12 protein-coding genes are annotated in these 15278 nt (G+C 35.2%); 2 read left to right on the forward strand and 10 right to left on the reverse strand.

Annotation, left to right across the window (positions count from 1 at the left end; all coding sequences use genetic code 11):
* Positions 1-310: 310 nt before the first annotated feature.
* Positions 311-823, reverse strand: a complete 513-nt coding sequence (locus V1503_RS02275) for a hypothetical protein (protein WP_410624503.1) — start codon at positions 821-823, stop codon at positions 311-313.
* A 683-nt stretch (positions 824-1506) separates the two neighbouring features.
* On the opposite strand from V1503_RS02275, the gene V1503_RS02280 reads away from it, so the two are divergent.
* Positions 1507-2262 (forward strand): hypothetical protein, encoded by a 756-nt coding sequence (locus tag V1503_RS02280; RefSeq protein WP_410624505.1) that lies wholly within the window; start codon positions 1507-1509, stop codon positions 2260-2262.
* A gap of 390 nt (positions 2263-2652) precedes the next feature.
* Positions 2653-2898, forward strand: coding sequence for a hypothetical protein (locus tag V1503_RS02285; protein ID WP_410624507.1), 246 nt, complete (start codon positions 2653-2655; stop codon positions 2896-2898).
* Between the two features lie 264 nt (positions 2899-3162).
* On the opposite strand, the gene V1503_RS02290 is transcribed toward V1503_RS02285, so the two are convergent.
* The 9 genes from V1503_RS02290 to ltrA form a co-directional block, all read right to left on the reverse strand.
* On the reverse strand, positions 3163-3726 hold the full coding sequence (locus tag V1503_RS02290) for a BclA C-terminal domain-containing protein (RefSeq protein WP_410629367.1): 564 nt from the start codon (positions 3724-3726) through the stop codon (positions 3163-3165).
* A gap of 264 nt (positions 3727-3990) precedes the next feature.
* On the reverse strand, positions 3991-4320 hold the full coding sequence (locus tag V1503_RS02295; protein WP_410624509.1) for a YncE family protein: 330 nt from the start codon (positions 4318-4320) through the stop codon (positions 3991-3993).
* 5 nt (positions 4321-4325) lie between these two features.
* Entirely contained in the window at positions 4326-4631 is a 306-nt protein-coding gene (locus tag V1503_RS02300) for a YncE family protein (protein WP_410624511.1), read from the reverse strand.
* Between the two features lie 27 nt (positions 4632-4658).
* Positions 4659-5708 (reverse strand): YVTN family beta-propeller repeat protein, encoded by a 1050-nt coding sequence (locus tag V1503_RS02305; protein ID WP_410624513.1) that lies wholly within the window; start codon positions 5706-5708, stop codon positions 4659-4661.
* A gap of 371 nt (positions 5709-6079) precedes the next feature.
* Entirely contained in the window at positions 6080-6334 is a 255-nt protein-coding gene (locus V1503_RS02310) for a hypothetical protein (RefSeq protein ID WP_410624515.1), read from the reverse strand.
* Between the two features lie 652 nt (positions 6335-6986).
* Positions 6987-7562 (reverse strand): cupin domain-containing protein, encoded by a 576-nt coding sequence (locus tag V1503_RS02315; RefSeq protein ID WP_214484015.1) that lies wholly within the window; start codon positions 7560-7562, stop codon positions 6987-6989.
* A gap of 731 nt (positions 7563-8293) precedes the next feature.
* Positions 8294-10948 (reverse strand): phosphoenolpyruvate synthase, encoded by a 2655-nt coding sequence (locus V1503_RS02320; RefSeq protein WP_410624517.1) that lies wholly within the window; start codon positions 10946-10948, stop codon positions 8294-8296.
* Positions 10949-11689: 741 nt separating this feature from the next.
* On the reverse strand, positions 11690-12298 hold the full coding sequence (locus V1503_RS02325; RefSeq protein WP_410624519.1) for a histidine phosphatase family protein: 609 nt from the start codon (positions 12296-12298) through the stop codon (positions 11690-11692).
* A 674-nt stretch (positions 12299-12972) separates the two neighbouring features.
* Complete coding sequence (gene ltrA / locus V1503_RS02330; protein WP_410624521.1) at positions 12973-14301, reverse strand: group II intron reverse transcriptase/maturase; 1329 nt, start codon at positions 14299-14301, stop codon at positions 12973-12975.
* Positions 14302-15278: the final 977 nt, after the last annotated feature.

A 15278-nucleotide genomic window follows, 5' to 3' on the forward strand; every position in this document is an offset into this window, starting at 1 on the left:
CCATGTTGATTGTCCACTTGCAATTAAGTTCCCATGATGTAAACAAGAATTATTTGTATGCATTAGTATAAATAATAAAGGCTCTTTTCGTAAACTTTGTTGCTATTTTTATTAAAAGTGGACAGTTTGACGAGTTTTAGGAGTGCTCAATAATTGTTTAAGTAGAAAAGATGCCACGAACGCTATATGTTTACGTGCTCATATCTTTGAACGAAAAGCAACAATCAATGCGAAAACAGCCATAATAAAAGACTGGATACCAGCCTTTTTATTTTAACCAATAAATTCGAATTATTTACGGTTTGACACATTAAGTAAGTCTAATGACATGTAAAATATGTCCTTCGTAACTAGGTGCGGCATCAGCAACAGGTGTTGAGACTGAAATCAATTCATTCATGGCACTACTTTGATAAAGAAATGATTTTGAAACTGGATATACTTCCGATGTAGAAGGATCAGGGTCTAGCATAATGTCTGATCCAATGGGCCCTACTACGTCCGAATTAAATTGAAAAAAAAGTTCACTAGTTGCGTTTAAAGTACAATTTGCCTCAAATGAGATTTCATATATGCCTATATCAGAAAGTCGAATGGCATTGTTGTTATCTGCAGTTGATAAACCTATACAAGGCCCTGGACCACCAAATGTAACACCTTGACCTGGTGATGCTGTTTCCTCTTGAACCCCTTCAATTTGGCATACTCCTAGGATATTACCAGGTGGCCCCGGAGGCCCTTGAGGTCCTTGTTTCCCCGGTGGACCAGGTGGCCCTTTGGGTGGTGGTGGAACAACTTTGCATTTACAATCTTTGTCTTTCATTAGTGATTTTCACCTTCTATAATTGTTTTACTTTATATGTATGGTTAATTTCTATAGAAGATTGGACTAACATATATCATGTGCCAAAAATGTATAGAAGCCTATGACAACAATAAAAAACCGCAAGTGTTCTCGACACTCACGGTCAGACAGTAGACAATTCCCAGAGGGTTGGCCTTATATCTTGAAAATAGACCACCAAGCTACAGTTCAAGAGTTCAGGCTGGTATATCTTTCATCTTTTTCATTGAAGGTCAATATTGAAACGCATCCGTTAATTTGAGCGAGTACTTTCACAAGCTTTACATTCTTTCAACTAAGTTATAAATATCCTGGCACCGATGTGATGTTTTTTTTACTGTGCTTGTCCAGTAGAATTATAGTTTCTGTGCCTATTTTGGCTAGGACGCCGAATCTGGTTGCGTGTGAATTTGATATATTGTTCATAAATACCTTCCCGCTTTCGTATGATACTCATATGGTTATGTATTCGGTTAATAATACCAGCAAAAGATTTTAGTCTGCACACTTTTACCCAAAGTTTCGATTATTAGTTAAACTGTACTTCAAATTATTATTACTGGCCAAACATATTTTTTCATTGTTCAAAATTGTAAGAAATGATAGATTATTATTATGTTATAAATTTACTTTTAAATTCATGTAAGGGACGGTAGGTTTTAATGAATGGATTAGATACGTTAGCAATAGGTTTATTAATTTGTTTTTTTATTTTTAGGCAATATAAAATATATAATTATGACGAATTTCATAAAACAGTATCTGAAAAAAAAATAAAAAAACAAATCGTATCCAATAGAAGAGGTTTAATAATTACTAATCTCCTCTTCGGAACTATTATAATCTTGATTGTATCACCAGAACTTGTAGAAAAGTATATTGATTTAGAAGTAGGGAAAATAGAGAATGTTTCTAGTGTATTCGCTTCTGTTTTGATCGCATATTTGATTTATCACCAGCAAACCCTCGAAGGGATTAGAACAGAAATAACAATTAAGAAACTACTAAAAGAAAAACATGAGGAAAACTTGAATTCTCCTAAGCTAAATATTCAAATAAATGAAAATGAACAAAAATTTAAGATTCCTATATTCAGCAGTAGAAACATGGATTATAAAATAGAAGCTATATTACAAAATGTTTCAGAAAAAGAGTTACATGACGAGAATGTTCCTTACTACTCATCTGATTTATCAATAGCTAAAACCTTATTACCTTCTTTGCCAACATACAAAGATAACAATAATTTACATAACTTCAATGGCTATCCAAATAAAGAGCTAGAAGTAGATATAACAGATCATAATGGAAATGTATTTACAGCTATAGCAAATGATGAGTCCGTTATTATTTGTACTGTTTTCCTTATGTTCAAAGATGTGCCTTTACAAATCTCTTGTGATACTGTACGTTCTTAGCGATATTCACCATTGAATTCTCTTGAAATCGTTTAATAATTTTCGAAGGTTATATACATAGAGAAAGGCGAAAAGGATTTTGCGCGTAGTGTTGTAAGTGCGATTATAAACAGTATTATGTCAAGTTTCTTCCTTTTTATGATGACGCTCGGTATAGTGGGACATTCTCCATTTCACTAAGGCAATTTTAACGGCCTCCCTTCCATGGTTTTCTAATGACATTTGTATAATGTAGATAGTTGTCAGTTGCACATTTAAGTAGTCAGGCATTCACTAGTTAATAACGCCTTAAAACCTGAAGGGAAGTAAAATCTATGTCTGACTGTTCGTGCAAAGGGAAAAGAAACAATGAAATATTTTGTAATTGTCAGCTTGGTCAATTAACATTAAGTGATGGTATGGAGGGAATTAGTATTTGTCCCTATAATATTAACAACAGATACAATAAGTGTGCCGGAAAAGGGTTGGGTTGCCAAAGTTGATTCTATGGTAGACTTACAAGCCAGTGTCAGTGGTCAAGAGGCTTTTGGTATACAGTATGTAATTGAACACGTAACAAATGGGAATGCTATTACACTGTTTATTTACCCTGTGTCAGATAAGAGACACATTGACCCAAAGCTATACAGTATGTGATACTCCACCTATCGTATAGATTATCTATTTTAGACAATATATGTGAACCAGCAATTTTAATTCTTACAAGTACGTGTCGATCATTATAATAATTGGTATTATATTATACAAGCTAAAAAATGAATGTGTTATACATAGTCCCAAGAAAATTGTATCAGGATGCCTAAACATTCTGGCATGATGACATGAAAGCAGCCCCACTTTTTAGATAGAGTAGGGCATTTCTTATGTTTACTTCTCTTTTTGAAATGTAGTGACATAGAATTAAGTGTATCTGATTATATCCAAAATTGGGAAAAGGTATCCATTTTGTCCTGTTAAAGTCGCGTTTACGACCTCAACTTCAATAGTATCACCCATAGTAAGAGCTTGAAGCATGGTTCTTGAAACTGTAGTACGTGAACTATTAGTCCCCATACCATCACTCTGCGAAACAGACTGTGATTTACTTAAACCACTTCCATTAATCAAAACTCTAAATACAAGCATATCACCTTGACCTAGTGATACATCAATACTATATGTGATTTGATAAAAACCTGTAGCAGGAATCATGATTTCATTATTTGTAGGCATAGTAGTTGCAAAACCTTCACATGGTCCGAGATCAGGAAGCATCACCGGGTCACCAGACATTGGAGTCGTAATTTGTTGGCTAATATTAAAAATTTCACAAAAACCTAATGCACTACCTGGAATCCCAGGAATCCCCATTGGCCCCTGTGGTCCCATTGGTCCTTGTGGTCCTTGTTTTCCTGGAGGTCCTTGCGGTCCTTGTGGTGGTGGTGGAACGACCCTGCATTTACAGTCCTTCTCCTTATCATGCATCTTTTTCACCTCTGCCTCTATTCCAGATTCTTGGAATGGAGGTTACATATTTCGATAGATGAGGTCTACGAATCAAACTACCTATAACTGGTATTATGCTTACTAGAATTGAAAATTATATTCAATGATATACAAAAATCGTCAACTACTGGGAGTCTTCGTTCCTCTAAGATAATTGTATTACCTGCAGGGAAGGTCGTACGAAAAGAACGGATTGTCCAGCTGCTGTCGTTTGCAGTTCAGTAGAAATTACATCATTAGCATTTAACATCCGAATACGTCAATTACTGTCAGAGAGCCGAGTATTGAACCCTCACCTTGATTAACGACATATGCATTTTTACCGTTCGGAATAATCGCAATATTATTAGGTCTGTTCCCTACTGACACTGTAGCAATTACGGAATGTGTCTTTGTATCGATAACTGTTACATTCCCATCATCTTGACATACTACATAAGCTAATTTCCCGTCGGGTGTAAAAAAAATGCCTCTTGGGTCATCACTAACATTGATTGTCGCTATCAAACTATGAGTCTTAACATCTATAGCAGCTACAGAAGAAAAACCACTAACGTCTTCACGTTTACACACGTAAACTAATTTCCAATATCTACCGGCATAACCCCTACTTGAATAGTTGCAATAACCGAGTGTGTTTTCGTATCAATTACTGACACACCACTAATCACATTTCTCGTGAAAGTAACATATGCTAGTTTCCCGTCGGGTGAAATCGTTATATTATCAGCCCCTGGCCCTACCAACACGGTAGCAATTACAGATTGTGTTTTCGTATCAATAACGGAAACACTAGAGGGACTAGCATTCATTACGTAAGCCAGCACCATTAGCACCGACCTCCTAACAATCGTTTTTAGCAATGCATGCGAGCATAAGGTCAAAGTGACTTTTTAATAGGTTAGATTATATTAATGCGGTGTGAATGCGATAGCAACTGGATTACTCCCGACAGAAACGGTTGCGATTACCGAATGTATTTTCGTATCAATTACATTTACAGTGTTTTCGCCCTCATTACCCACATACACAAATTTACCATCTGGAGTGAACTCTACAAAACGGAGATTATTTTCTAATTGAGCAACGGTAGCTATGATTGAGTGAGTTTTCATATCAAGAGCCGTCACTGTATTTCCGTTAAAAGTATCTACATAAGCAAGTTTCCCGTCAGGTGATATCGCTATATTACTTGGACTGTCACCCGGATTAGCTATCGGAATTGTTGCGATAACAGAGTGCGTTTTCACATCAATTACTGTGACGGAACCACTTGTTAAATCATCGCCTTGATTTACAACATATGAGAGTTTCCCATCCGGAGTAAACTTTACGTCCTGTGGTCTGATTCCTGCGAGAACCGTAGCAATAATAGAGTGCGTTTTCGTATCTATTACCGACACATTATTAGATTGTTCGTTTGTGACATAAGCGAGTTTCCCATCGGGAGTAATCGCAATATTATTAGGGTTCTCTCCTACACCAACTGTAGCAATAAGGGAATGTGTCTTCGTATCAATTACGTACACCACGTCGTCTGGAGAAATACTAGAACCATCCGTAACATAAGCTAGCTTGCCATCAGGGGTAAACTCGATGACATCTGCATTATCCTCTAAAAAAATAGTAGCAATAACAGAATGTGTCTTTGAATCTATTGCAATAATGGAATCAATGTTATCCGTAACATAAGCTAACTTGCCGTCAGGGGTAAACTCCACAGCAAACGTGGCAGCACCCACCGCTACAGTAGCAATGACTGAATGAGTTTTTGTATCAATCACGGACATGGTGTTGCTTTGAAAGCTTGTATTTGTGACATATGCTAATTTTCCATCAGGGGAAATCGCAACATCATTAGGGTCACCCCCCACTAACGTACTAGCGATAAGAGAATGAGTTTTCGTATCGATTACAGATATAGTGTCAGGCCCGTTACTCACGACATAAGCCAGTACCATCGTACCGACCTCCTTAATTCTTTTATTACAGTGTATGCGAGCGTAAGGTCAAAGTGATTTTTTGAATCGGCATTGTTCTTTTGGCAGATAAAGGCTATTCACTGGGGGCGCTTGAGGGTCAGTCGTTTTCCCTTTGCAATATCCCTCCGAATTTTGTATTTCGCTGTATACGCCATTCTTTCCTAGTTTACATACTAACAACTATAGGAAAGGAACCAATACGCATTCACAAACATTGATGTGAAGGTATTTATAGAGTGTTTCCTATGCTTTATTACAATACAATACTGAATACAATTTCTACTTTAAGACGAAAATGTTAGAAGGTACGCGTCAGATGTGCCGTGCAGAAACCTAACTACATGGCTCCGTCATACCATCACAATTATATCAACAGAAACGTCTTCACCTCCAATTATATCCGTTATTTCTACTTTCGTTACATTTTCAAATGAAAAGAGCTTGTTAGTGTTTTTAGTAGCTAGATCTAAAGTTATAGGCTGTATTACACCATTTAAAGTAAAGTTAATAACTACTCTTTCATTTCCTGTTGGGTCAGAAACAGTAAGTTCAGCTTCACCGTGTAATCCAATTGGTCTCCCATTGTATGCCTCTATTACATCCACCGTCGCTAATTCTATTTAATCAAGAGATGAGGTTTCAGTAATCAATTGTCACGGACAATCACACGTTTTTCCTTCCTTGATAGTACTCCCGCAACATGTTGTTACCTTTTTTATTGAGTCATTGTTATTCCTACATAATCACAGTTTAATATGATATTAAATACCGTGAGTCTTATACGTGATTGGACGAATAAAGTAAGAAAACTTCTTTGTCGGTTAATGGGAGCATAACGGTACGATTAAGTCAAAGTTCAAGTCAACGGAGATAAAAAACGCTAGAACCTTTGAGTTATCAAGGATTCTAGCGTTAGGATGATTTCGACAGGTCTCGAACCAGCGACCTCTAGCCTGTATCCATCAACTATAAGATCATAATAGCAATAAAAATCGCGAACTTCCTCCACCCTCCATTGCTACCCTCCTTTCATGCACGGAACAGGGAGGTTAAATATTTTTCTCTATCGAATATTACCCTTTTACCTTTGAATTTATGGTTAAAAGTTATCTTTAGCACTAACAAATGGTGTTATTATATGATCAGGATCATTCAATATTATGATGTTCATATTTCATATTTTTGCCTTGCTGTAAAAGTTTGAATACTTCTATAAGTTCCCAATCTTCTATTGTTTCATATGACTTTTCTGAAGAACTACTGTATTCCATCTCTATTTCCGTTACCCTCTTCTATAGCCATTGCATCTGCTTTAGTCCTATGAACAGTACCAAATGGATGGTTTGGTGGAGCATATATCGAGTATAGTTTTAATGCAACATTACCTGTATTTATCACATTGTGCCACATTCCAGCAGGTATCATAATGGCGGAGTCATCAAAAATTCTTCTTTGGAAACTTAAGCTTTCTCTCTCCTTACCCATTTGAACAAGTCCTTGACCTTGTTCAACTCTTAAGAATTGATCAGTATTAGGGTGGATTTCCAAACCAATATCCTCACCAACATTAAGACTCATTAATGTAACTTGAAAATGCTTACCTGTCCATATTGCTGTACGGTAGGTATTATTTTGTAAGGTAGCTTCATTGATATTTAAAACAAATGGGTTTGCTCCATAATCTCTTAATACAAGCCTATTATGACTATAATATGGCAGATACGAGCCATATATCTTATTAGAATGAGCCCAATAAGGTTTAGGCTTTCTAAAAGTATGCATTGGTACATTCACATTATAAGGATGTTGATACATATAAGGCACACAGTACATTTCCATCAATCCCCTCATATTAATAAATTGTTATTTACAAACCATCTTATGTACTGTAGTAGAGGAGTGTACTTGACTCATTGTATCTTCAAATAAGGAGATGCTCTCTTTATCAATAAAAGCCCTTTCATCCATTATTTTGTCCAAGTTGCTGCTGGAGAAAAAGATGAGGTAGAGAATATAAGTTAATATTATAAATTTCTTTAAACCTTCCACTCAATGTTAGAATTGTATTTATTCAGTTAGAAAATGCATCAATAAATTAATTAAAAGCATTCGAGGGAGGATTTTTCTGAAATTAGGTTGTTTGCGAAAAAACATTTCCAATATGACGTCGGAGTTTTTTTGGATTTTGAGAACTCATTACGTATGCCCTTTCAATAAATAAACTCACCATTCTATGGTAGAAGAATGAAAAGTTGTTGAAAGTTAAGCATTCTTGATAAACTTGTGCTATTTAACAATTTAAACGATAAAAAGATTAATAATTAAAGACGCTTTTCAGTATCATTACACAGAAGGGCCATTCTTATTTTTAAGGTCAACCAGCTTGTTGACCCATTTTCATTAATATGATTCTTAAGGTAGTATGGATAAGCTTAGTTACATTTTTGCTCCATCTAGTGGAATAACAAATTCAGATTGATCATTAGTAAGATTAACTTACCTAGAGAAGAACTAATCAACTCATTAATCATTTAGTATCCTAATTTCATGATTAACTTTCTGTGTCAATAGTAATATTTGTTGAGGTTATTTTCATCAGTAATAACCTCTACAAACCCTTGATTTCCATCGACACGAATTAATTGACCATTTTTTATTTTTTTCATTGCATCATCTATACCAACAACAGCTGGAATCCCATATTCTCTCGCTACAACAGAGCCATGAGTCATTAATCCACCAACTTCAGTTACTAATGCTTTAGCAGTTTGAAATAATGGGGTCCACCCCGGATCAGTATAGCTTGCAATTAATATTTCACCCTCATTCAAATTCGCTTCTTCAGGCTTATATACAACACGTGCCCTACCTTCAACTACACCTGCTGATACAGGGCTACCAATAAGAGCTCCTTCTGGGAAGTTTCCTTTTCTAATAGTTCCAGTTATAATCTCACCCTCACTTGTCATGACTCTTGGCTGATTTAAAGTTTGATGCCATACATATTGCTCTTTACGTTCTTTGATGAAAATAGCAACATTATACTCGAACGTTCCATTGGCAATCTCTATTATTTCATCTAAAGTTAAAAAGTAGATATCTTCTTGCTTCTTAAGTATTCTTTTATTCACCATCTCATTTGCTTCTATCAGTAAAGCTTGCTTACATTCATCTAATACTATTGTAACTAAATGTTTATGATGTTCCCTTAAACCACTCATATAACGGTAAACGTCTATTAGACGAGACATATACTTTTGCTTAATTTTGTTAAGCCCCCTATTACCAACCTGTTTTAAAACTCTTCTCTTTGCTTCGTCCACCTCTTTTAATCCTTGCTTGAACTTTTCTCTATGATCATTTGGCTTTAAGTTTTGCTTATTTCCTAGAATCGTTGATGTTATGAGAGTTGGATTCTCTCTCCATCGAGGCCTTGTAATATCAATTTCTCCTGGGCATCGCATCCCGTACTTATCAATAAATGCTTCAAAGGATTGCTTAAAGGATTTACCACCCTTAACCATTAATAAACCTTCATAAAAACTATCGTCTTGTGCTGATTTTAAATATTTCTCTACCTCTGGTAAATCCCGAATTAAATCAGCTAAATCCCCCATCTCATGACCCATTTCACTCATGATATTCCCAGGCAATGATTTTGTTAATTGGTTAAATTCATAATCACTTCCGGTCATTTGGTATAACTTTTTTTGTAGAACTCTTGCTGTAATCATCAATGTCATCGGATTCGCCATAATTTTAGAAACATGACCTATTAGCTGTTCCAAGTTGTTTTTAACAGCATCTAAACGAATAACTCCCGATTTATGATGTAGATCATCTCGAACAGTTTTAACTACTCTGCCCATGACATCTTCTACATGACCTCTAGTTAAACTTGGATCATGTATAAATATTTTTAGAAGAACTTCCTTAATGATTGGACGAAGGTGTTTCAATAATGGTCTTATCGATTTTTTCACAACAGGACTCTTCATAAAATCAGGTCGATGTATAAATTCTTCTACTGATCGACTAATTGATTCATCCATGCTATTTAACGCCTTAGGGAATATTTTTCTTCCTAATTTTGTTTGTAGAAAAAGTGTTGGATTGATAAAAAGTCTGCCACCCGATTCCTCAAAAAACGACTTTGGGAATATCGTTCTTAAAACAGATATTCCTAACGGTTTCATCGCATCTGTCATCATTTGTACATGGCCAAAGGATAATAATACACGTAAAGGCTGCTGTGGGAGATCAGGTAGTGGATACAAGGATGTAATTGGCCGACTTTGAACAATAAAAATTTCTTCATCTACTATACAAAACTCAATATCTTGAGGAGAACCGTAATGGTTTTCAATTTTCTTACCAAGTTCAGCTGCTTTTATAATTATTTGATCAGATAAAGCTTGCTGCTTTTGCTTCTCTATAGGCAACTCCTTCGTCTCAGTACCACCTTGAACAAGCGGAATTATCGCTTTTTTCTTTTCTGATATACTTTTACTAATTATTTCTCCCGATTTTACTTTATATAAATCTGCAGATACAATTCCTGAAACAATTGCTTCACCTAACCCAAAACTTGCGTCAATTGAGACCACATTTCTATTTCCAGTAATAGGATCAGCTGTAAACATAATTCCTGATATATCAGGTTTAATCATTCGTTGCACGACCACTGATAAATAAACATGCTCATGATCAAAATTATTTTTCACTCGATAGGCAATAGCTCTGTCTGTAAAAAGAGAGGCCCAGCATTTCCTGATATGGTCGAGAAGTTGTCCTTGTCCAAGGATGTTAAGATGAGTATCCTGTTGCCCAGCAAAAGAGGCAGTTGGAAGATCTTCTGCCGTTGCGCTTGAGCGGACAGCATAGAAGTGGTCTTGCCCAACTTTTTCCCATGCTAAAATGATTTTCTTTTCTACTTCTTTAGGGATTGCAAGTCCTTGCATATGACTTCTAATTTTCTCCCCGAGCATACGTAAGCTATTTAAATCATTTATATCCAATTGATTCAACTGGTTCAGCAATTGCTCCATTTCAGGGCTTGTTTGGATAAATTCCTTATATGCAGATGTCGTAACACAGAAACCTCCCGGCACGAGAAATCCAGCTTTGCTTAATTCTCCAAGGTTTGACCCTTTCCCACCCACTAACGGCAGACTGGTACGGTCAATTTCTTCAAAAAACAGCACTGATGATTTCATCATTCTTTATCCCCCTAATGATTTTCCCCATCATCGTATGTACTCTAACGATTCCATACACCATTAATGAACAACATGTTGATTAATGATCTTTGTGTTTTTTAATTAATTGTATACTAAGTCCAATAAACAATAAATCTTCAACAATATGGCACTAAATTAATGAAAAGCACTAACCCTTATTACAGATTAACGCCATTCCAGAAGAGTAGAACGCTAGCACCATTGGGGCTTGACCCTGTCGGCAATACTGTTCACCTCCTACTTATAGAAACGTTTGAGGCTGGTTTGGGCATAGAACACGTATAACAAGCGAAGCTATGAAACTACAAGCTATGTTAAGAGGCAACTTGCAAATCTATGTAAAGGAAGTAATACGTTATGAATCCAGTCATTCGAATTATGAGATCAACCAGTACATTCTTGATTGATCTATTACTAATAGGTATTATTGTTAAGGAAGTAGCGATATGCTAAATCACTAACTGCATTTATGCATATTTAAATTCTAAGCCTTCACAATTGTTAAATTTTACGAAAATATTGTGTAATATGTGATTTTCGTTAATAATGCCATTTTTATGAAGTCAGCCAGTATTTTTTCTAGTTGACCTATTTTAAATAGGTATTAACCCTAATATGGTCGAGATAGACATGACTATATTCATGCGCCATATTGTGGAATAAAGAAAATCTCTATAAAACCTTTTCTTACACATTATACTCTTTACATGGATTTATGTATTAAAATTCCTCATACTCGTAACTGATTCGCTCAATGTCCTTATTATTCAATTTAAAAAAGGTATTTTGTGATACTTCTAATCTTAATGCTTCCTCTTTATCCATTTGTTTGTATACTCCTCTTAACACTCTCCCCATTAATCCATGTGAAATGACAATTACTTTTTCTCTACCCTTTATACTATCAAGCCATTTGGATGCCCGCTCTACAACAGTTTCATAGCTTTCTCCATCTGGAGAATTGAAATACCAATTATAACTATCTGTATTTTTTATAAGCTTAGACCATGTAGCTTCTATTTCCTTAGTTGTTAAACCAGCCCAAGAACCTACAGATACTTCTTTTATTTTATTATCTATAATTACCTTATTAAAATCATAGCCCAGAGTTTCACAAATAATTTTTGTACTTTGAATAGTTCTTCCTAGTGGACTCGAATACATCGTCCATTCATTTGGATCATCGATTAATAGCTTTAATAGCCTTGATATATTTTTGACCTGATCAATTCCCGCTATTGTTAAAGGGGAATCAAGCTCACCTTGATATCGTCCTTCAGTATTAAAAACTGTTTCTCCATGTCGAATTAAGTAAATAGTTTGATTCAAAACAATAATCCTCCAATGTATTTAGTATAGATTTATAAGTAATTCATATAACGTAAATGAAAGTGGTTTATTATAATCACTATCTACATAATAGACGTCGATTCTCAAATAAAGTTTCTGTTTTGTATAATTGAGCAAAAATTTTAGTGCAATTTATAAAAAATGTACCATATAATTTATTTTATAAAATGTAATTTCCCTTTTTTGATCGATATTTGGATATTTGAAGCTAAGAGACATTATTAACTACCGAAGAAAAATAAGCATTGATGCAATGCATTCCACCGCTTATTCGAAAAGAAGCAGTATTATAATTAAGAGTATGAGAGAGGGGCATATATTATGGGAAGAATTATTACAAAAGGCGAGATGGACTATAGCTATGTAACATATATTTTAGTTTTTCTATTTTCGCTCTTCACTCTAAGAAAGATAAAAAAAATTGAAGAGGTCAAAAAAGTTCTCAAGAAAAAGTTTGTTGAAGTTAACTATAAAATATAGTGATTGATTCTTTTGATTTAGCAACTATTATGGCTCTTTCCAAAAGAAAAGACGCGTTTTATTGCAGAAGTCGAGTAGAATGGAGTCTTTTTACCTTACGGTAAATTGTACTTCCATCCCCTCACAGAACCGTGCTTGCACTATTAATGCACACGGCTCCTCCTAATCATCATTCACAGAAAATAACTAATCTCTTTTCTTAAATCATATATATTCACTTTAATTCTTGGTGAAGGTAGTGGATATTTATCAAGAAATAGTCTGAATTTATCCCACGTAAAAGATTTCCTTTGACTTCTTCTATTGAGCCATTTAAACAATAATTTCTCAATTCCATCTTTGAAGATACTAACATTTATTGTGTTATCTGTAATGCAATAGTAGTTGTAGTACCCTATAAGTGAGCGTCTAAATCTATCCATGATTATATGAATATCTTTATTTCTATTCTTCTTCAACCATTCTTTAGACTCTTTTAATTTACTTTGGACTTTCGTCCGACTCGATTTCCGCTTCACCCGAAATTTCCCTTGTTTACTTTTACTGCAATAGTGAGTAAATCCTAGAAAATCAAAAGTTGTAGGTTTACTATTCCCCTTTTGTTTTGCATCTTTTTCTGCAAACGGCCCGAAGGGTATTATTTTGGTCTTATCTTCGGCAACTTCCAAGTTAAATTTCTTTAATCTATATTTTAATGATTGAAAGAATTCCAGAGCTTCGCTCTTATATTGAAAACAGCACACAAAATCATCTGCATACCTTACTATATATGCCCGCCCCTTGCATTGTTTCTTGACCTTTATCTCAAACCATAAATCGAGTACATAATGGAGATATACATTGGCTAATACAGGAGATATTACCCCACCTTGCGGTGTGCCATTATCTGTTTTGTATTTCTTCCCTTCCTCCATATACCCACCTTTGAGAAATCTACTAATTATTCTTAGTAGACTAGGGTCAGCAATTCGCAGCTTTAAGAACTCCATCATCCATGTGTGGTCAACGTTGTCAAAGAATCCTTTAATATCGACATCCACTACATAATTTACTGACCTCTTTTCAATATAGAAGTTCAGTATCTTCAAAGCATCATGGCAACTACGATTTGGACGGAATCCAAAGGAACAGTCTAGAAAATCATTTTCATAGATGGTATTTAGTATCTTAGTAATGCCTTTTTGAACAACCTTATCCTCATGTTCCGGTATGCCTAATGGTCTTTTCTTGCTTGAATTAACCTTCGGAATATACATTCTCCTTACTGGAACAGGACGGTAGCTTTTGCTTTTCAGTCTGCTTACTAAATCATCTAGGTTTTCTTCTAAACTTTCACCGTATGTCTCTTTAGTTGTACCGTTAATCCCAGTTGCTTTCCTATTGGGTAGTTCACGATGACATTGAGCTAGTGCTTGCTTATTTAATAAATATGCAAGTGATGTGAATTTCATTTTTGGATTAGATTTTGCTATTTCTGCTATCCTTAGTAGTTTTGTTTCCATTTAAGTACCTACCTCTGTGTGTAGTAAATGTGTCTCTAGTAAGGTTAATAACTAGGTAGCAGCCTTTCCTCCATCGGCATTACCCAACTTCATTGGTACTACGCTGCTATCCGACTCCCTACAACGGCATTTGATTTTCTTGCTTTTTATCGCTTGTACACCATACTCTTCTAAACAAAAGAAAAGACCGGTAGGGTCTCCCGAGTTGCCGTATCATATCAATGTATAACGTGCCAAGGTCTATGACTCCAGAGAGGTTTTCCTTTCTTGCCTTTAACGAAAGATAAAATGTAGCTTTCTGCAGCGCATAAAGCATCAGCCCTCTCGATTCACAATTATTATGGAGCTCAATCCCTTCAACCAGTTGGCTTTCGGCCCGCCACCTAACTGTCTACGCTTAAAGACTAAAGTTACCTTTAGTCCTCCAAGACTCGCTACGAGTGAATGGCTAGTTCTTACTCGACGGGAATCCCACCCGTTATATGATACGACCTAAGCTCGGCCGCACATGCGCCATATTGTTGAGTAACATTAGGTGAATGTGGCATGTTGAACATTTAGTTTGATAATTTTCTCTCATTCTGTTATCTTCTGCCCTCTTATTAACCACAACCTTTCTTGCGTTTACTAAACATTTTGTTAGAATTATCTTATAATTAAACTAGAGGTGATAAATATAAAACTTGAATTTCCATTGTTTCTTCTGATAGTTTTACTTTTTTCCAATGTTGTTCATTATTTCTCACCAAAGTATGAAGATATATATATCATATTAGCCGTTGGAGTTGTTTATCTGACTCTAAAGAAACTAAGCATATTGAAGAAAAATGTTAGTCCAGCAATTGGGATTTCCTTAATATCTATCACCTTGTTTATTTTCATTGTCATTTATTAGAAATAGAATTTTCTGGTAGGAAACACAACTATCATTGTATTTACTTAATTTTTTTTAAGGGTCTTTTGTTACAATAGACACT

The sequence above is a fragment of the Nanhaiella sioensis genome (genome assembly GCF_046557775.1).
Classification (GTDB): Bacteria; Bacillota; Bacilli; order Bacillales; family SM2101; genus Nanhaiella; species Nanhaiella sioensis.

Excerpts from the sequence above, each read along its gene's own strand:
- V1503_RS02275 (WP_410624503.1), bottom strand. The coding sequence starts at position 823 with ATGAAAGACAAAGATTGTAAATGCAAAGTTGTTCCACCACCACCCAAA.
- V1503_RS02290 (WP_410629367.1), bottom strand. The coding sequence starts at position 3,726 with ATGCATGATAAGGAGAAGGACTGTAAATGCAGGGTCGTTCCACCACCA.
- V1503_RS02320 (WP_410624517.1), bottom strand. The coding sequence starts at position 10,948 with ATGATGAAATCATCAGTGCTGTTTTTTGAAGAAATTGACCGTACCAGT.
- V1503_RS02280 (WP_410624505.1), top strand. The coding sequence starts at position 1,507 with ATGAATGGATTAGATACGTTAGCAATAGGTTTATTAATTTGTTTTTTT.
- V1503_RS02315 (WP_214484015.1), bottom strand. The coding sequence starts at position 7,562 with ATGTACTGTGTGCCTTATATGTATCAACATCCTTATAATGTGAATGTA.
- V1503_RS02305 (WP_410624513.1), bottom strand. The coding sequence starts at position 5,708 with ATGGTACTGGCTTATGTCGTGAGTAACGGGCCTGACACTATATCTGTA.
- ltrA (WP_410624521.1), bottom strand. The coding sequence starts at position 14,301 with ATGGAAACAAAACTACTAAGGATAGCAGAAATAGCAAAATCTAATCCA.